The sequence below is a fragment of the Streptomyces sp. WMMB 322 genome (genome assembly GCF_900090145.1).
Lineage (GTDB): Bacteria > Actinomycetota > Actinomycetes > Streptomycetales > Streptomycetaceae > Streptomyces.
The window spans coordinates 49,157-66,759 of the sequence record NZ_FMHI01000015.1; the positions used below are offsets into that span (position 1 = coordinate 49,157).

Here is a 17,603-nt window from a genome sequence, read left to right on the forward strand (position 1 = left end):
CGCGCTTCGGGGGTCCCTGAAGCGTGTTCCACAAGGGGGGCCGGCGTCGATCGCAGGCAGTCCGGAACGGTCAAACGCGATCAAGGGCCGACGAAAATTCCGCGTTAACTCATGGCTGAACCCTTGCCAAGCAGAGTTAGTACGTGTTCGGATTAGTTTCGTCCAGGCGCCCAGCGCCTGCCCATTTCCGCTGGTCAGAGCCTACGCAGTGGGTCGATTCCGGCCTGCGATCCCGACGTCTCCGACGGCCGGTCGACGCGGCGAAGCGCCGCACGAAGGCCCGAAGGCCCCCACAGCTGAAGCGAAGCCTCCTGGAGGAACATCCATGTTCGATCTGTCGTCCGTCGATCTGCTCGACGCGTTCACCCGTGAACTGGAGCTGTGCAAGGTGAAGAAGGACGAGCACGTCGTCGTCCTCGCCGAGCCCGACAGCCGCGGCGACTACGTCGCTGCCGCCTTCGGAGCCGCCAAGTCCCTGGGCGCCCACGTCATCTCCGCGACCGTGCCCGGCGGCAGCGCCGCCCCCATGGACAGCACCCACACCGGCGCGGGCCCCGGCCTGCGTTCCGTGCTCGACGACACGGCCGCGCAGGACCTGCTGAAGTCGGCCGACCTGGTCGTCGACCTCACGCAGGAAGGTTTCATCCACGCCCCCGTCCAGCAGGAGATCCTCAAGGCCGGCACCCGCATCATCTTCGTCTGCGACGCCCCCGACGTGCTGATACGCAATCTGCCGCAGGCGGGCGACAAGGAGCGCGTCCTTCAGGGGGCGGGTCTGCTCGAGCGCTCGGAGACCATGCGCGTGACCTCCGGCTCCGGTACGGACCTGAGCGTGCAACTCAAGGGCTCCCACCCGGAGTTCCAGGTCGGCTTCGCCGACGACCCCGGCCGCTGGGACCACTGGCCGAGCACGATGGTGATGTGCTGGCCCGAGTTCTCCGACGGTCAACTGGTGCTGGCCGAGGGCGACATCCTGCTGCCCTTCAAGGAGTACGTCCGCGACCCCGTCACGCTGCACATCGCCGACGGCCACATCGAGAAGATCTCCGGAGGTGCCGAGGCGAAGCTCCTGGAGACCTTCTTCGACGACGCCGGCGACCAGTGGGGCCGCAGCCTGTCCCACATGGGGTGGGGCCTGATGAAGACCGCCGACTGGTTCGCGACCGCCCTCTACGGCAAGAGCGACCTGATGGGCATGGACGCCCGTGCCTTCGCCGGGAACTTCCTCTGGTCGACGGGGCCGCACCCCGTCCTGGGCCGCGAATCCTACGCACACGTGGACATCGCGATGCGCGGCTGCACCGTCTCCGTCGACGGCACGGACGTCGTCGTGGACGGCCGGCTCGTCGAGCGCTGACCCTGCCGCACTGCCGGCCAGGGCCGCAGACCTTCACGTCCACGCCTCGCCTTGGAGGAGCTTTGGCGCCCAGCCAGTCTTTCGAAGTCACCGTCGTCGGCGGTGGATTGGGCGGTCTGACCGCCGCGCTCGCCCTGCGCCACAGGGGCATCCGGGTCACCGTCCTCGAGCAGGCCCCCGAACTGGGAGAGGTGGGGGCCGGGATCCAGACGGCACCAAACGCCAGCCGCGTGCTGCTCGGACTCGGACTGCGCCGGCAGTTGGAGGCCATCCACACCGAGCCGCAGGACCAGGTGCGGCGCAGGTGGAAGGACGGCAGCGTCGTCGGCCTGACCAGGCTGGGACAGTTCTGCAAGGACAGGTACAACGCCCCGTACTGGCACTACCACCGCGCCGATCTGCACCGCGTGATCCTGGAGGCCTGCACCGACCCGGACGGTCCCGGCCCCGTGGTCACCCTTCACACCGACAAGAAGGTCACGGGCCTGGACCGCACGGACCCGCGGCGACCCGCCGCGATCACCGGCGACGGCGGCCGGTACGAGGGCGACGCGCTGATCGGGGCGGACGGCATCCGCTCACGGGTGCGCGACGCGATGGGTGCCGACGACACGCTCGTCTTCTCCGGCGAGATGGCCTACCGGGCCCTCGTCCCGGGCGATTTGATCGCCGCCGACCCGGCCACGAGATGGCTGGTGGACCGCTACCAGAGCACCATCTGGTACGGACCCGACCGCCACCTCGTGCACTACATGATCCGCGGCGGCGAGTATCTGAACGTCGTCGCCTGCGTCCCCTGCACCGACGAGGTCGCCGAGAAGTGGGTGGCGCCCTCCAGCGCGCAGGAACTGGCGGAAGCCTTCCCCGGCTGGGACGACAGGGTCCCGGCCATGCTCGCCAAGGCGAAGGAGGACGTGACCTGCTTCGCGCTGTACGACCGGCGTCCCGACCCGGTGTGGATGGACGGCAACGTCGCGCTGCTGGGCGACGCGTGCCACGCCATGCTTCCCTACCAGGCGCAGGGCGCCTCGCAGGCCATGGAGGACGCCGCCGTACTCGCGGAGGAACTGGGCGCCGTCACCGCCGACGGCATCCGCGGAGCACTGCGCCGCTACGTGGACCGGCGGGCCAAGCACGCCGGCATGGTGCAGCAGGCCTCACTGCGGAACAAGACCTTCTACCACTATCCCGACGGACCCGAGCAGAGGCAGCGCGACGAGAAGCTGAAACGCTTCGACGGGGAGTCCGACGTCTCCTACGACTGGCTGTGGAGCGGCACACCGCTCAACGACCCCGACCTGGGGGCCTTTTCCTACCAGTTCTCCCGGTGAGCCGCGCGGGCGCGTCGATGCGACGTCCCCGCTGACCGGCGAGCGAACCGGCGTCGGCGTCGCCTTTTCCGGCGACGCGCCCCAGCCCAACACCGAACCGTGGAGCGAACCGTGAAGACAGGCGATCAGATAGTCCAGGAACTCCCATGGAAATGGGGTGTCCAGGGCAGGATTTTCATCATCGGTGGCCTCGGCTACCTGTTCGACGCGTGGGACATCGCGCTCAACGGCTTCCTGATGCCCCTGCTGTCCAAGGACTTCGGCCTCAGCGTCGCAGAGAGCGGTCTCGTCGCGACGGCCAACCTGGTCGGCATGGCGGTCGGAGCCGTCGTCTGGGGTGCCGTCGCCGACCGCATCGGCCGTCGCAGGGCCTTCAGCGCGACGCTGCTGATATTCGCGCTGTTCTCCGTGCTCGGAGCGCTCTCGCCCGACTACTCGGTCTTCCTCGTGCTGCGCTTCCTCGCCGGCGTCGGCCTGGGCGGATGCATCCCCGTGGACTACGCCCTGGTCAGCGAGTTCTCACCGAGGAAGCACCGCGGCCGCATCCTCACCGCGCTCGACCTGTGGTGGCCGGTCGGCGTCACCCTGTGCGGCCTGACGGCGACCATGATGGTGCCGCTGCCCGGCAACTGGCGCTGGATGCTCGCGACCATGGTCATGCCCGCGCTGCTGCTCTTCTGGGTGCGCCGCGGCGTGCCCGAGTCCCCGATCTACCTCACCCGGGTCGGCCGGGAGGCGGAGGCACGTGAGGTCATCGACACACTCGTCGCCCGCACGGGAGCCCTGCCCGAGCCGTACGGGATCCCCGCGCCGGCGGCCGGTGACGGCTCCGACCGGCCCAGGGGCGTGCGCGCCGGCGTCGAGCAGTTCCGGCGGCTGTGGAAGTACAACCCCCGCATCACCTCGGTCTCCTGGCTGCTGTTCGTCACGATCATGCTGGTGTACTACGCGGCCCTGACCTGGATGCCGTCGATCCTCAAGGACGAGGGCTACAACGACACCGCGTCCTTCATGGGGCCCACCCTGATGAGCGGCGTCGGCATCCTCGGCGTCCTCGTGTCGACCTGGCTCGTCGACATCGTCGGCCGCAAGTGGCTCATCGGGGTCGCCGCGCCGGTCTCGACGGCGGCGCTCGTGGCCTTCGCCATGGTGCTGAAGGTGGAGACCGCGGCGATGGTGGCGATCGCCGTCTTCGGCTTCCTCATCCAGCTGACCATCCCCGTGCTGTACGCCTACGCCGCCGAGCTGTACCCGACGACGCTGCGCGCCAGCGGCTTCGGCTGGGCCTCGTCGGTCAGCCGGGTCAGCACCGGGTTCGCCCCGATGCTGTTCGGGTCGCTGATGTGGCCGCTGCTCGGGCTGCCGATGACCTTCGCGGTGCTCGGCGTGATCGTCGTCCTCGCCGTGATCTGGATGGCCTTCGGGGCCCCGGAGACCAAGGGCAAGGACCTCGACGACATCGACGGCAGCGGCGAGAGCGGCGGCGCCGGTGACGGAGCGGCGAACCAGACGGTGACCGTTGCACCGCAGGCCGAGAAGACGCCCGTGAAGGGCTAGGCCCAACAACCAGCAAAGTCACTGGTATTGGACCTAGCTGTCCTGCGGGCACGGGCGCACGGCGCCGACGGCACCCCTGGCACCCGTGCCCGCAGGACATCTCCCCGGACCGGCGTGCCCGCCCGCCTCCCCGCGGTCGGCGCACCCCCGGGCCGGAACACCGCCGCAGGACGCAGCAGGAGAGGAGTGAGATGAAGCCCGCCGCATTCACGTACCACCGTGCACGCGACGTCGACGGCGCAGCACGTCTGCTCGCCGAACTCGGGGACGAAGCGAAGATCATCGCGGGAGGCCAGAGCCTCGTGGCCATGATGAACTTCCGCCTGGCACGGCCGGAACACCTCGTGGACATCGGCGGGCTCGACGGACTCGACAGGGTCCGCACCGACGCCGACGGCGGTCTCCGCGTCGGTGCGCTCGCCACGCACCACGCGGTGGAGACCGCACCGCCCGACGCCCTGGGGACCGGCTTCGCCGTCGTGCGCGAGGCCATGCACTGGATCGGGCATCTGCCCATCCGCACCCGTGGAACCGTCGGCGGCAGCCTCGCGCACGCCGACTCCACCGCCGAATGGTGCCTGCTCGCGGTGCTTCTGGACGCCGAGTTGGTGGCCCGCGGCCCCTCGGGGGAGCGGCGCATACCGGCGACCGACTTCTTCCAGGGCTACTACACGACCGCCCTGGCGCCCGACGAGATCCTCGTCGAAGTGGTGTTCCCTCGGCCCGCTCCGCATGCCGCGCTCACCGAATTCGCCCAGCGGCGCGGCGACTTCGCCGTCGTCGCCGCGGCCGTCGACCTGCGGCTCGACCGGGACGGACGGAGCGTCGCCGGGGGGCGCGTCGCGCTGGGCGGTGTCGCACCGCGGCCGGTACGGGTCCCGGAAGCGGAGGCGGTGCTCGAACGGGGCGGCCCGGCAGGGCCCGAACTGTTCGCCGAGTGCGCCGAGTCGGCGGCCGCCGCGGCCCGGCCGCCGGCCGACGCGAACGGCAGCGCACGTCACCGGCGCAGGCTCATCCGCACACTTGTGGCACGCGCGTGCGAGGAGGCGACGTCCCGATGACGCAGGAACACCGCCAGGGGGACAGCCCGCCGAGCCGAGGCAGCCAGGACGGACAGGCCGAGGGCGAGCGAAGCGCCGCCCGCGCCGATGTCCGCGCCGATGTCCGCCGCCGGGACGGCGCGTGGATCGGCGCCTCCGTCGGACGCCGCGAGGATCCCAGGCTGCTCAGCGGCCGCGGATGCTTCACCGACGACCTGGAGGTGCCGGGCACGCTGCACGCGCAGTTCGTGCGCAGCGCCGTCGCCCACGCCGCCGTCACCTCCCTCGACCTGTCCGCCGTGCGGCAAGTGCCGGGCGTCGTCGCGGCGTTCGACGCCGCCGACCTCCAACTGGCCGACATCACGGCGCGGCTGGGCCGTCCGCTCACCGAGTTCGTGCCCACCGGCATGCCCGTGCTGGCGCGCGAGCGCGTCCGCTACATGGGGGAGCCGCTGGCGGTCGTCGTCGCACGCGACCCGTACGCGGCCGAGGACGGCATCGAGGCGGCGAGGGTCACCTACGACACGCTGCCCCCGGTCCTCGACGAGGAGACGGCTCTCGCCGCCGGCGCTCCGCTCGTGCACGACGAAGCCAGCGCCAACACCCTCCTCGACGTCTCGATGTTCGCCACCGAGGGCATCGACGAGGTCTTCGACGAAGCTCCCTGCGTCGTCCGCGTGGACACCCGGACGGGGCGGCAGAACGCCCTGCCCCTGGAGACCCGGGGCGTCCTCGCCGGCTGGGACGACCGGGAGGAGCAGCTGCTGCTGCGCACCTCCACGCAGGTGCCGCACCAGGTCCGCACAACTGCCGCCCGCTGCCTGGGACTCGACGAGCGCGCCGTCCGCGTCGTCGTGCCCGACATGGGTGGCGGCTTCGGTCTGAAGTGCGTCGTAGGACGCGAGGAGATCGCGGTGGGTGCGGCCGCCCTGGCCCTGGGACGGCCGGTGAAGTGGATCGAGGACCGCAAGGACGCCCTCAGCGCCTCCTTCCTCGCGCGCGAACAGCACTACGACGTACGGGCCGCCTTCGACGGCGACGGGCGGATCCTCGGGCTTGACGCCGCGATCGTCTGCGACATGGGCGCCTACTCCTGCTATCCCTTCACCGCCGGCATCGAACCACTCATGGCCTCGGCCGAGATGCCCGGCGTCTACAAGGTCCCCGCCTACCGAGTGAGGGCGAGGGCGGTGACGACCAACAAGGCGCCCACGGCGCCCTACCGGGGCGTGAGCCGTCCGCAGTACGTGATGGTCGTCGAGCGGCTCTTCGAGCGTGCCGCCCGCGAACTGGGCCTGGGAGCAACGGAGATACGCCGCCGCAACCTGATCACGCAGTTCCCCTACACCGGCGTCAACAACGTGACCTACGACCCGGGCTCTTATCTGGAGTCGCTGAACCTGTGCGAGAGCGTGCTGAGCGAGGAGGGCTGGTACGCCGCCAAGGAGGAGGCCGCCGGCGAGGGCCGTCACATCGGCATCGGCTACTCCTGCTTCAGCGAGCGCACCGGCTACGGTTCGGCCGCCTTCGCGCAGCGCAAGATGGAAGTCGTCCCCGGCTTTGACATCTCCGAGGTGCGGATGGACACCAGCGGCGCCCTCGTCGTCACCACCGGCACGATGAGCCACGGCCAGAGCCACGAGACGACGATGGCGCAGATCGCCGCCGACGAACTGGGCCTCGACATCGCGCACGTGCGCATCCACCAGGGCGACACCGACCGCATCACCTACGGCTGGGGCACCTTCGCCAGCCGGTCCATCGCCGTCGGCGGCAGCGCCGTCCGGCTGGCTGCCGGCAAGCTCGGCGAGAAGCTGAAGACGATCGCCGCCTCGATGCTCGAAGTGCCCGCCGGGGAACTGCAGCTGGGTGAAGGGCTGATCGTCCATCCCGCGACGGGCGGCTCGGTGCCCTACGGCGAAATCGCCGACATCGCCTACCTCAAGTCGCACCTCCTGCCCAAGGGCGTCGAACCGGGTCTGACGGCGACCGCCACCTTCGACGTCTTCAACGACGGCACGTTCTCCAACGCCACCCACGGCGTCGTCGTCGAACTCCACGAGGGCACCGGCCAGGTGGAGATCCTGCGGTACGTCTGCGTCGAGGACTGCGGAGTGGCCATCAACCCGAAGGTCGTGGAAGGCCAGGCCAGGGGAGGCATAGCGCAGGGCATCGCCGGGGCGCTCTTCGAGCAGGTCACCTACGACGCGCAGGGCGCACCGTCCGCGGTCGGCTTCATGGAGTACAAGGTCCCCACCGCCCTGGAGATCCCGGAGGTGAGCATCCACCACCTCGAGACACCGTGCGCGTTCACCGAGACCGGCGCGAAAGGCGTGGGGGAGGGCGGCACGATCGGCGCTCCCGCCGCCGTGCTCAACGCCGTCAACGACGCGCTGCTCCCCACCGGCGTGGAGCTCGACGACACCCCCGTCACGCCCGAGTCGGTGGCCGACGCACTGGAAGCGTCACCGGCGCGAGCACTGGAGCACACCTCATGACGCAACCCGCACACGCACCGCGCGATCCGCGGCATCAGCAGCTGATCACCCTGCATGTCAACGGCGAGACCTACGAGCTGCTCACCGAGGCCCGCCGCACCCTTGTCGACGTGCTCCGCCACGACCTGCGTCTGACGGGCACCCACGTCGGCTGCGAACACGGGATCTGCGGCGCCTGCACGGTGCTGCTCGACGGGCAACCGGTGCGCGCCTGCCTGATGTTCGCCGCGCAGGCCGAGGACCGGGAGATCCGCACCGTCGAATCGCTCTCGGACGGACGCGAACTCAACGATCTGCAGAAGGCGTTCGGCGAACACCACGGCCTGCAGTGCGGATTCTGCACACCCGGGTTCCTGATGCTCGCCGAGGGTTTCCTGGCGGAGCGGCCACGGGCGACGAAGGAGGAGATACGCGAGGTCGTCGCCTCCAACCTGTGCCGCTGCACCGGCTACCAGACCATCGTCGAGGCGATCGACGACTGCGCCACGCGGCGCCGCGCCGCACTCCAGCGGCGGCTGGAGGAGACACGGCCGGACGGGACGGCCCCGGGCGGGGTCCGCCCGCACGCCGCGCACCCCGGCGGAGCCGAAGAGCACGAGAAGCACGCGGAGCACGTGGAGCACGACAAGCACGAGGAGGTTCCATGCGGATCGACAACGCGGTCCCGGTGAAGGCATCGCCCGAAGAGGTGTTCGCCGTCGTCAACGACGTGGAGCGCGTCGCAGGGTGTATGCCGGGAGCCACGCTGGAGGGCCGGGACGGCGACGCCTGGACGGGCCGGGTGAAGGTGAAGGTCGGCCCCGTCACAGCGGCCTACTCCGGCACCGTGCGGTTCCTGGAGGCCGACGAGGACAAGCGGCGGCTGCGCGTCCAGGCGCGCGGCGCCGACACCCACGGCAGCGGCGACGCCGAGGCGGAGGTCGTCCTGGAGGTCGCTGCGGCACCGGAGGGCGCCGAGCTGCGGATGACGACTGACCTCGTCATCCGGGGAAAGATCGCCCAGTTCGGCAAGGGCGCGGTCGCCGCCGTCTCGGACAGGATCCTCCAGCAGTTCGCGGCGAACCTCGGCAGCCTGCTCGACCAGGAGCGCCGCGGAACGGCCCCGGCCCCGGCGGGCGACGGCACGCGCAGCGACGGGCGGCCCGCTCTTGCGGGGGAGAACGGCGTGGTCGCCGCGCAGGCCGGTGGCAGCGATACCGAACTGAACGGCCTCGCGGTGCTCTTGGGGCCGGCGGCCGCCAAGTACGCCCCGGTCGTCGGAGCGTTCGCGTTCGGCCTCTTCGAGGGATGGCTCCTCAGCCGGGCATTCGGCGGCGGAGGAAGCCGGTGCGGCGCGGCGGCGGGGAGGTCCCGGTGAGCGGAGAGCGGTCCGGACGGACCGGCCGCTACGGCGAGGAGACCGACCGCACCTACGAGCGGGCCGGCTTCGGCGCCCCGGTGCGGCGCGGCAGCCGCCCCGCCCTCGTCGTCGTCGACCTCACCTGCGGATTCACCGAGGACTCCTACCCCTCCGGCGCCGACCTGACGGCCGTCGTCGAGGCCACGGCGACCCTGGCGGACGCGGCGCGCGCCGCCGGCGTCCCGGTGATCTGGACAGCGATCGCCTACACCGGGGCCGAGGCGGAGGGCCGTTCGGTGACCTGGCTGGAGAAGGCGCCCGGCATGCGGGCCCTCGTCGAAGGCAGCCGGGCCGTCGCGCTCGACCCGAGACTGCCCTACCGGCCGGAGGACCAACTCGTCGTCAAGAAGGGCGCGTCGGCGTTCTTCGGCACCTCGCTGGCCGCCACGCTCGTCGCCCTCGGCTGCGACACCGTGCTGGTCTGCGGTGCCACCACCAGCGGATGCGTGCGGGCCACCGCGGTGGACGCCGTGCAGTCCGGGTTTCCCGTGCTGGTTCCGGAGGAGTGCGCGGGCGACCGAGCCCAAGGACCGCACGACGCGGCGCTCTTCGACATCCAGGTCAAATACGGCGACGTCGTACCGCTCGCGGACGCCCTCGCGTACCTCGGCAGGCTGCCCGGGCCTGCCGTCTCCCGCCGTCCGTCCGTCCGGCTGGAAGGCAGGCCCACCGGCTGACCCGCGGTGAGCGCCGCAGAATGCAGCCTTCCTCTTGCCCGCCCCACGCCCCGAGTCCCGCCCCTTCCCGTACCACTCACCGAGGAAGCACCATGTCCCACCGGTTCATCACCCAGCCCGCCCTCGCCGACCTCGCAGACGTGCCGGCCCGCAGCCGCTGGGTGCGCTCAGGTTCACTGCGGCTGCACGCCCTCGACTACGGCGGCGACCCCGGGGACGGACGTGTGCCGATGCTGCTGCTGCCGGGAATCACCAGCCCCGCCGTCACGATGGACTTCGTCGCACGCAGGCTGACCGACCTCGTGCGCCCGATCGTCCCCGACATCCGCGGAAGGGGACTCTCCGACGACGGCGACGACTACTCGCTCGAGGCCTACGCCGAGGACACCGAAGCATGGATCACCGGACTCGGCCTCGAACGCCCGGTGGTGGCCGGTCATTCGATGGGTGCCCGCATCGCGGCGGCCACGGCTGTGCACACGAAGGTGCCGCTCCTCGGCACCGTCCTGGTCGACCCGCCGATGAGCGGTCCCGGAAGGGCGCCGTACCCGACGACGCTGTCCGCCTTCCTCGGTCAGCTGGAGCAGGCGCGGCGCGGCACCGACGCCGACGAGGTGGCCGCGGCATGGCCCCGCTGGCCACGCCGCGAACAGGAACTGCGCGCCCGCTGGCTCTCCAGCTGCGGCGAGGAGGCGCTGCGCGCCACCCACCACGGCTTCGAGAACGAGGATTTCTTCGACTGGTGGCCGTCGGTGCCCACACCCACTGCGCTCCTCCACGGAGAGGACAGCCCGGTCGTCACCCCGGCCGGAGTGGAGGAGGCGACCCTCAAGCATCCGCAGGCACGGCTGGCCGGAATCCCCGGCGCCGGGCACATGGTCTTCTGGGACGCGCCGGACGCCGCCCTGGACGCCTTGCGCGAGGCGCTGCGCGCCATGTTGGCGTGAACAGGACGGTGCGGGAAGGGGGCGCGGGAGGCGCGGAACACGCAGTGACGCCGCCGTGCTTTAGTGGGCCCATGGCTGACAAGACCTCACCGGCCTCGGGCACGGCTGCCCCGCCCGCGGCGTTGCTCGCCGCGCCCGGTTACCAGGTGCGCCGTCTCTACCAGGCATATCTCGCGGCATGGGTGCGCAGCGTCGATCCGACCCTGACAGGCCCGCAGTTCGCCGTGCTCACCGCCGTCGATGCCGCGCCGGGACATGACCAGACCGCCATGGCGTCGGCGGTGGCGCTGGACACCTCGACGATGGCGGACGTCGCCCGGCGCCTGGAGAAGCGCGGATTGATGGTGCGCCGTACGGCAGCCGACGACGGACGCCGCAAGCTTCTCTTCCTCACCGAGGAGGGAGAGCGGGCGCTGCGGGAGGCCGACGACCGGGCGCGGGCCCTGGACGAACGCCTGCTGGAGAACTACGGGTCCGGGGCGGAGCGCAGCCGGTTGATGCGGGAGCTCACGGAGCTCGCCGACCACTGGGAAGGGCTGTCCGGGGAGTCCTGAGCGGGCTCGGGGAGTCCGAACGGCCCGCTGCGGGCCGGGCGGGCCCGGTGAGCAGCCGGGAGCCGTCCCGGGCAGGAAGTGAACCGTAGGGGGGCGTGGCATCCCCCGCTGTCGGCGGGAGATGCCCGCACAAATCGTACGTGTTCGGATTAATTCTGTGCGCGGCCGCCTCCGGGTCGCCGCCGGAAAGACGGGAGCCTCCCATGGCGGACCATCACATCGGCATGATCGTTCCGAGTTCCAACCTGACGATGGAGACCGAACTGCCCCGCATGCTGCGGGCGCGCGAGGAGACGGTGCCGGGGGACCGGTTCGTCTTCCACAGCAGCCGGATGCGGATGCAGAAGGTGACCCCCGAGCAACTGAAGGAGATGAACGCGCAGACGGCGCGCGCCTCCCTCGAACTCGCCGACGCCCGGCCGGACATCGTCGCCACCGCGTGCCTGGTGGCGATCATGGCTCAGGGGCCGGGCCATCACTGCACGGCCGAGGACGAGATCACCGCGGTCCTCAAGGAGCAGGGTGCGCAGGTTCCGGTCGTCTCCAGCGCCGGTGCGCTGCTGAGCGGGATCGAGGCGCTCGGCGCGAAGCGCGTGGCCGTCATCACCCCGTACATGAAGCCGCTCACCGAGACGGTCGTGAACTACATCGAGGACGCCGGCACCGAAGTCGTCGACTCGCTGAGCCTGGAGGTTCCGGACAACCTGGCCGTCGCCCGTCTCGACCCTTCGGCGCTGCGGGAGCACTGGCGGCGTCTCGACCTCGCGCGGGCCGATGCGATAGTGCTGTCCGCCTGCGTGCAGATGCCGTCGCTGCCGTCCGTGCAGTACGTGGAGGACGCCTCGGGTCTGCCGGTGCTGACCGCGGCGACGGCCACGGCGTACCGCATCCTGAGCGAACTCGGGCTCGACCCCTCGGTTCCGGACGCCGGGGCCCTGCTCCGCGGGCGGGCACTGAGCGCCGGAGAGGGCCACCAGGGTGGTGGGCGGTGAGGCCGACCCGGGCCGGGAGGGCCGACGGCGTCGCCGTGCAGCCGGTCTGGTCGGTCGTGGCGGACAACTGCTGCTTGAGACGCGGCAGTTGCACGGACGGCGAAGGGACGGCCGCGAGCCGGCACCGGCACCGTCCCTCCATCACGGGCGGCTGGTGATCCGGCACTCCTCCCGCGTCCACTCCCGGGCACGCTCGGACAGGGTGATCCCGAGGCCGGGCCGGAACGGCACACGCATCCGTCCGTCGCGGATCTCCAGGCGCTCGCTGAACAGCGGTTCCAGCCAGTCGAAGTGCTCCACCCACGGCTCGTACGGATAGGCAGCAGCGAGATGCAGGTGGATCTCCATGGCGAAGTGCGGTGCGAGCTGGAGATGCCGGTGCTCGGCGAGGGCGGCGAGCCTGAGGAACTGGGTGATGCCGCCGATGCGCGGCGCATCCGGCTGGATCACGTCCGCACCGCCGGCGCGTATCAACTCCCAGTGCTCGGCGACGGACGCCAGCATTTCGCCCGTGGCGACCGGGGTGTCCAGGGCGGCCGCGAGGGCAGCGTGACCCTCGGAGTCGTAGGCGTCGAGGGGCTCTTCGAGCCAGACGAGTCCGAAGTCCTCAAGGGCACGGCCCATGCGACGGGCCGTGGGCCGGTCCCACTGCTGGTTGGCGTCGGCCATGAGTGGCACGTCGTCCCCCAACTCCTCGCGTACGCGGGCCAGTCGCCGCAAGTCCTCCTTGTGGTCGGGATGGCCCACCTTGATCTTGACTCCGCCCACCCCGCCTGCGAGGGAAGCGGAGGCGTTGCTCACGAGGTCTTCGACAGGGGTGTGCAGAAAGCCGCCCGAAGTGTTGTAACAGCGCACGGAATCGCGGTGGGCGCCGAGGAGCTTGGCCAGCGGCAGACCGGCACGCTTGGCCTTCAGGTCCCACAGGGCGACGTCGAAGGCGGCGACGGCCTGCGTGGCGAGGCCGCTTCGGCCCACGGAAGCACCCGCCCACACGAGCTTCGTCCAGAGCCGGCCGATGTCGCTGGGGTCCTCGCCGATCAACTCGGGCGCCACCTCGCGGGCATGTGCGTACTGCCCCGGGCCGCCCGCGCGCTTGGAGTAGGTGAAGCCGATGCCCTCGTGACCGTTCTGCGTCGTGATCTCGGCGAAGAGCAGAGCCACTTCGGTCATGGGGCGTTGGCGTCCGGTGAGGACCTTCGCGTCACTGACCGGTACGGCGAGGGGGAGGCGTACGGAGGAGAGCTTGATCCCGCGGATGCCGTCGCGCTCCGCTTCGTCCGCCCGGGGCGCGGCCTGCGGGCCGCTGTGCGTCGAGTTCACGGCTGCGTCCTGGTTGTCGGGAAGTCCTGGGCCGGGAAGTCCTGGTGTCGGGTGTGCGATTGGGGCTTGGCGGGGCTGGGGCTGGGGCGGGTTTCCGGTCGTGCACGGGTGGCCGTACGCGCGTCCGGCAGCCGGCCGGTACAGCCGGCCCCGTACAGCAGCCCGTCAACTCCGCATGGTCACAACCATAATCGCCAGTCCTGTACATGGACAGAGTTCTCCCGTGCGGACGCCGTCCTACGCGGAGCGGAGCCTGGGAGCCGGTCCGTCGTGCCGTGTCCGGTCCTGCGGCCGACGGGGGCAGCGGCGCTCCTGTGTGTGGGTCGCACGGGCCGTCGGCCGATTGCCGTTGCAGGCCGCCCAACTCCGTACAGATGAGGCAGTGTTCATGATGCTGAACGCGACAGAGCGAAGAATTGGAGACTCGTGTCTCGGGGTCTCGGGGTCTCGGGGTCTCGGGGTCTCGAAGACGGCTCAGGGCTTGGGGCTCCGGGGTGCGCGATGCGTCGTGCTGCCGCTGAGGACAGCCCGGCCCGTCCGTCGCCGCTTCAGGCTCGGCGAGCTCGGAGCCGGCACTGCGGTCCGTCTCAGCCGTTCCACGCAGCGAGCAGCGCGCTCGCCGAGCGCACCAGGGACTCGTCGCCGTGGCCGAGTCGTTCGGCGGCGCTCAGCACCTCCGCCAGCACATCCGGGTCGCGCGCCTGGACGGCGAGGACGAGCAGGGAGGCGAGATATCCCGGCCACGCCCCGGGTTCGCCGGGCCTCGCAGCCCCGGGGACCTCGCAAGCGGCGCGCACCCACTGCCTGATCTCACCGGGCTCCGAGCGGGGCAGCGGGAGGGGCGGAACTGCGCAGGGCACCCCGGCCCGTTCTCCCGGCCGGGAGTCCCGGCGCCCGGCGGCCAGCGCGACACCTGACGCGAGAGCCGCGGCCAGGGTGGTGTGGTAGCAGGTGCCGAAGACGTATGCGGCGGCCTTGTCCCCGGTGAGGCCGGCCAGGACATCGGGACGGTGCACGGGGCTGGGCACCGAGCCGTCCGGGCGAGCGGCCGACGCCAGTGCGTTCCAGGCGGCGTTCACCAGAAAACCCGAGCCTTCCCCAGGGCCGGAACCGGCGCCCGAGCCCGTACCGGAACCGGGGCCTGTACCGGGGGCGTTGCCCGAGCCCGTACCGGAACCGGCGCCCGAGCCCGTACGGGGGCCGGGGCCGGTGCCCGTACCGGGACCGGTGCCAGGTCCGGCCTCGGCGCCATACGCGAGGTCATGGTCCTCGACGCTCTCTGCCTCCTCTTCCTCCAATGCCGCGTCGCAGAGCAGAAGTTCGGCGAGCAGATCGAGGCCGCCCCGCGCCAGGTGGACGCCGAGCAACACCCGCACCGTCTCGCGCAGCCTTGCCGAATCCGCCCGGCCACCGGGAAAAGGCCGGTGGCGCCCGAAGTCGGTGACGTAGAACAGGACGTGCGTGAACGCGTAGACCTCGCTCTCGGTCAGCTGCAGGACGTCCGGCCCGAGCGCTGCGATGCTCTGCCCGTACAGTGCGCCGAGACCGGCCAGCGTCGCGGGCGCGGTGAAGCCCGCCCGGTCGGTGAAGTAGCGCAGCTCGATCCTGTTGAGCACCGGCTTGTACGGCAGCGCGTGGCCGCCGGCACCGGCCGCGAGCAGCGTCTCGCCCCGCTTGCGCAGCTCACCCTGCGGGCGCCCCAGGCACTCCAGCAGTCCGACCAGGTTGAGGTGGTAGGGGAAGAGTTCGTCGCACCGTCCCATTCCGCGTGCGAACTCCTCAGTGTGCGCGGCCTCTTCGGCGAGATCGAGCGCTCTCATGGGCAGTTCGGCATCCAGCGGCAGGAGACCTGAGCGTTCCAGCACCCGTACCAGGCCGAGGAGTTCCAGGAGCGGCCCGGGCCCGAACGCCCGAGGTGGAAGGTGCTCCTGCCAGCGCCGCGGTGCGAACCACTCCAGGTTCGCACCGGTCCAGCGCAGGGCTCCGGACAGCACCCGGCCCGCTGCTTCCCCGTCGGCCGTCGGTGTTCCTGCGCCGGCGGCAGGTGTCTCCGAACAGGAGAGTCCCGGGAGCAGGGGCCAGGAGGGTGCGCCGGCGAGCGGGGTCACCGGCCGCTCCGGATGCGCAGCAGCGTGAGGACGGCCGCGAGGACCGTGCCGAGTACGCACAGATCCGCCCACCAGGACAGCAGGCCTCCGCCGCCCAGCAAGGTCTGGCGGGCCAGGTCGACGGCGTACGTCATCGGGTTGGCATGCATGATCCACGCCAGCCACGCGGGCGCGTCGTCCGCGGCGAAGACCGACCCCGACAGGAAAAGCATCGGGAACATGGCCATCTGCACCGTCGCCTGCAGCGTCTGGACGCGCTGGATGAGCGTGGCCAGGCACAGCCCGATGACGCTGAAGACCATGGCGGCGAGCGCGTAGCAGCCGACCGTGGCAACGAACCGCGCCGGGGCCAGCGGCACCCCCATCAGCGGGGAGAAGGCGAGCATGACGATGCTCTGAACCGTCACCATCCCCGTTCCCGCCAGCACCTTGCCCAGCGGCAGGCAGACCCGCGGCACCGGTGCCACGAGCAGTTCCCTCAACACGCCGTACTCCCGGTCCCACGCATAACTCTGCCCGGAGGCGATGCTGATCGAGACGACCTGGATGGCGATGATCCCCGGGAACACGTAGGCGCTGAACGGCATCGAACCGACGGAACCGACCATCCCGTCGAAGCCGACCGCGTAGACCAGGACGAAGAACAGAATCTGAACGCCCTGACTGCACAGCACGCCCGGCTTCTTCACCTGCCGCAGCAGATCGCGGTGCGCGATGACGCCCACCGCGCGGAGCGCCACACGCAGCTGCCCGTCCTCCGTGGGCGCGGAACCGTCCGCCTCCGGACCCGGCGGGGCGGCCTTGGCAGTCGTCGTCACGGTCACGGTGCGCTCACCCCCTCCCGCTGCTGCGGCGCCCCGTTCGCGGCCGCGGCAGCCAGATAGACGTCGTTCATGGACGGGTGGTGCACGGAGACCGTCAGCCCCGGGACGTCGAGTGCCCGCACCACGCACGCCAGTTGGGCCTCGGGGTCCGGGCAGTGCACGGCGACGCCGCCCGGCTCGCTCAGCGGCTCGAAGCCGGCCGCCGAGAGCTGCCGGACCGCTGTCTCCTCGTCGGCACAGGTCACCACGACGCGGGAGGAGTCCAGGCTGCTCTTGAGCCTGCCGATGCTGCCCTGCCGTACCACGCGGCCCTGTTGAAGAATGACGATCTCGTCGGCGAACTCGGCCTCGTCCATGTAGTGCGTCGAGTACAGGACGGTGACACCGAGTTCGTCCCGGAGACGGAGCAGGTCGGTCCATACGGTGGCCCGCGCCGTCGGGTCCAGCCCGTTGGTCGGCTCGTCGAGGATGAGCAGTCCCGGACGGTGCAGCAGGGCGCGGGCGATCTCCACCCGCCGGGCCAGCCCCCCGGACAGCTCCTCCACCGGCTGCCGGCGACGGTCCGTGAGCCCGAACAGCTCCAGCATCAGACGCGTCCGGGCGCGTGCGTCGTCGCGCTTCATGCCGAACAGGCGCGCGTGGAACCAGAGGTTGCGCTCGATGGAGAGTTCCCTGTCCAGGGTGCGTTCCTGGAAGACCAGGCCCAGACGGCGGCGCGCGGCCATCGCCGACTTCCGCACGTCGTGGCCGAAGATCCGCACGGTGCCCGCGTCCGGCCGGGCCGCCGTCGACAGGACGCCCAGCAAGCTGGATTTCCCCGCTCCGTTGGGGCCGAGGAGCGCGGTGACGCGGCTTGGCGGCGAGCTGAGCGACACCCCGTCCACCGCGGTGACCTTGCCGTAGCGCACGACGAGGCCGCTCAACTCGAAGGCCGGGCTGGCGTTTCCCGGCACCTGCGCCGCCGCTGTCACGTCCGTCTCCGTCGTCATCTGCTCCTCC

14 protein-coding genes and 1 pseudogene are annotated in these 17,603 nt (G+C 71.1%); 11 read left to right on the top strand and 4 right to left on the bottom strand.

The window, feature by feature from the left end:
- Positions 1-325 precede the first annotated feature (325 nt).
- The 11 genes and pseudogenes from H180DRAFT_RS21475 to H180DRAFT_RS21525 all read left to right on the top strand — a co-directional run bounded on the left by H180DRAFT_RS21475 (position 326) and on the right by H180DRAFT_RS21525 (position 12,352).
- Positions 326-1,357 carry a 2,5-dihydroxypyridine 5,6-dioxygenase NicX family protein gene (locus H180DRAFT_RS21475; RefSeq protein WP_055487751.1) on the top strand — a complete coding sequence of 344 codons (1,032 nt, stop codon included), beginning with the start codon at positions 326-328 and terminating at the stop codon, positions 1,355-1,357.
- A 62-nt stretch (positions 1,358-1,419) separates the two neighbouring features.
- The gene (locus H180DRAFT_RS21480; RefSeq protein WP_055487752.1) at positions 1,420-2,688 is read left to right on the top strand and encodes an FAD-dependent monooxygenase; all 1,269 of its coding nucleotides are present in this window, start codon (positions 1,420-1,422) and stop codon (positions 2,686-2,688) included.
- Between the two features lie 111 nt (positions 2,689-2,799).
- A complete protein-coding gene (locus H180DRAFT_RS21485) occupies positions 2,800-4,245 on the top strand; it encodes an MFS transporter (RefSeq protein ID WP_055487753.1) in 1,446 nt (481 codons plus the stop codon).
- Between the two features lie 191 nt (positions 4,246-4,436).
- Positions 4,437-5,306, top strand: coding sequence for an FAD binding domain-containing protein (locus tag H180DRAFT_RS21490; protein WP_055487754.1), 870 nt, complete (start codon positions 4,437-4,439; stop codon positions 5,304-5,306).
- On the top strand, positions 5,303-7,783 hold the full coding sequence (locus tag H180DRAFT_RS21495; RefSeq protein WP_079100291.1) for a xanthine dehydrogenase family protein molybdopterin-binding subunit: 2,481 nt from the start codon (positions 5,303-5,305) through the stop codon (positions 7,781-7,783). The genes H180DRAFT_RS21490 and H180DRAFT_RS21495 overlap by 4 nt, the downstream gene beginning before the upstream one ends.
- A pseudogene (locus H180DRAFT_RS21500) lies at positions 7,780-8,280 on the top strand ((2Fe-2S)-binding protein); the annotation flags it as partial. The gene H180DRAFT_RS21495 and the pseudogene H180DRAFT_RS21500, both read left to right, overlap by 4 nt.
- Before the next feature lie 146 nt (positions 8,281-8,426).
- Positions 8,427-9,140 carry an SRPBCC family protein gene (locus tag H180DRAFT_RS21505; RefSeq protein WP_055487755.1) on the top strand — a complete coding sequence of 238 codons (714 nt, stop codon included), beginning with the start codon at positions 8,427-8,429 and terminating at the stop codon, positions 9,138-9,140.
- On the top strand, positions 9,137-9,859 hold the full coding sequence (locus tag H180DRAFT_RS21510; RefSeq protein WP_055487835.1) for an isochorismatase family protein: 723 nt from the start codon (positions 9,137-9,139) through the stop codon (positions 9,857-9,859). The genes H180DRAFT_RS21505 and H180DRAFT_RS21510 overlap by 4 nt, the downstream gene beginning before the upstream one ends.
- Positions 9,860-9,951: 92 nt before the next feature.
- Entirely contained in the window at positions 9,952-10,806 is an 855-nt protein-coding gene (locus tag H180DRAFT_RS21515) for an alpha/beta fold hydrolase (RefSeq protein ID WP_055487756.1), read from the top strand.
- Positions 10,807-10,877: 71 nt separating this feature from the next.
- Entirely contained in the window at positions 10,878-11,360 is a 483-nt protein-coding gene (locus H180DRAFT_RS21520) for a MarR family winged helix-turn-helix transcriptional regulator (RefSeq protein WP_055487757.1), read from the top strand.
- A gap of 203 nt (positions 11,361-11,563) precedes the next feature.
- Positions 11,564-12,352, top strand: a complete 789-nt coding sequence (locus H180DRAFT_RS21525) for a maleate cis-trans isomerase family protein (protein ID WP_055487758.1) — start codon at positions 11,564-11,566, stop codon at positions 12,350-12,352.
- Between the two features lie 141 nt (positions 12,353-12,493).
- Here the strand turns inward: H180DRAFT_RS21525 and H180DRAFT_RS21530 are convergent, their stop codons facing one another.
- From H180DRAFT_RS21530 to H180DRAFT_RS21545, 4 genes are all read right to left on the bottom strand, one after another.
- Positions 12,494-13,672 carry an L-talarate/galactarate dehydratase gene (locus H180DRAFT_RS21530; protein WP_055487759.1) on the bottom strand — a complete coding sequence of 393 codons (1,179 nt, stop codon included), beginning with the start codon at positions 13,670-13,672 and terminating at the stop codon, positions 12,494-12,496.
- A gap of 587 nt (positions 13,673-14,259) precedes the next feature.
- Complete coding sequence (locus H180DRAFT_RS29935; RefSeq protein ID WP_159033596.1) at positions 14,260-15,666, bottom strand: DUF6895 family protein; 1,407 nt, start codon at positions 15,664-15,666, stop codon at positions 14,260-14,262.
- A gap of 110 nt (positions 15,667-15,776) precedes the next feature.
- A complete protein-coding gene (locus H180DRAFT_RS21540; protein ID WP_254666128.1) occupies positions 15,777-16,604 on the bottom strand; it encodes an ABC transporter permease in 828 nt (275 codons plus the stop codon).
- Positions 16,601-17,593, bottom strand: a complete 993-nt coding sequence (locus H180DRAFT_RS21545) for an ABC transporter ATP-binding protein (protein ID WP_055487761.1) — start codon at positions 17,591-17,593, stop codon at positions 16,601-16,603. Before H180DRAFT_RS21545 ends, H180DRAFT_RS21540 begins: the two co-directional genes overlap by 4 nt.
- Positions 17,594-17,603 lie beyond the last annotated feature (10 nt).

What these genes read in the sequence shown, in the direction of transcription:
- H180DRAFT_RS21475 (WP_055487751.1), top strand. Translation starts at nt 326, where the DNA reads ATGTTCGATCTGTCGTCCGTCGATCTGCTCGACGCGTTCACCCGTGAA.
- H180DRAFT_RS21495 (WP_079100291.1), top strand. Translation starts at nt 5,303, where the DNA reads ATGACGCAGGAACACCGCCAGGGGGACAGCCCGCCGAGCCGAGGCAGC.
- H180DRAFT_RS21520 (WP_055487757.1), top strand. Translation starts at nt 10,878, where the DNA reads ATGGCTGACAAGACCTCACCGGCCTCGGGCACGGCTGCCCCGCCCGCG.
- H180DRAFT_RS21525 (WP_055487758.1), top strand. Translation starts at nt 11,564, where the DNA reads ATGGCGGACCATCACATCGGCATGATCGTTCCGAGTTCCAACCTGACG.
- H180DRAFT_RS21490 (WP_055487754.1), top strand. Translation starts at nt 4,437, where the DNA reads ATGAAGCCCGCCGCATTCACGTACCACCGTGCACGCGACGTCGACGGC.
- H180DRAFT_RS21505 (WP_055487755.1), top strand. Translation starts at nt 8,427, where the DNA reads ATGCGGATCGACAACGCGGTCCCGGTGAAGGCATCGCCCGAAGAGGTG.
- H180DRAFT_RS21515 (WP_055487756.1), top strand. Translation starts at nt 9,952, where the DNA reads ATGTCCCACCGGTTCATCACCCAGCCCGCCCTCGCCGACCTCGCAGAC.
- H180DRAFT_RS21545 (WP_055487761.1), bottom strand. Translation starts at nt 17,593, where the DNA reads ATGACGACGGAGACGGACGTGACAGCGGCGGCGCAGGTGCCGGGAAAC.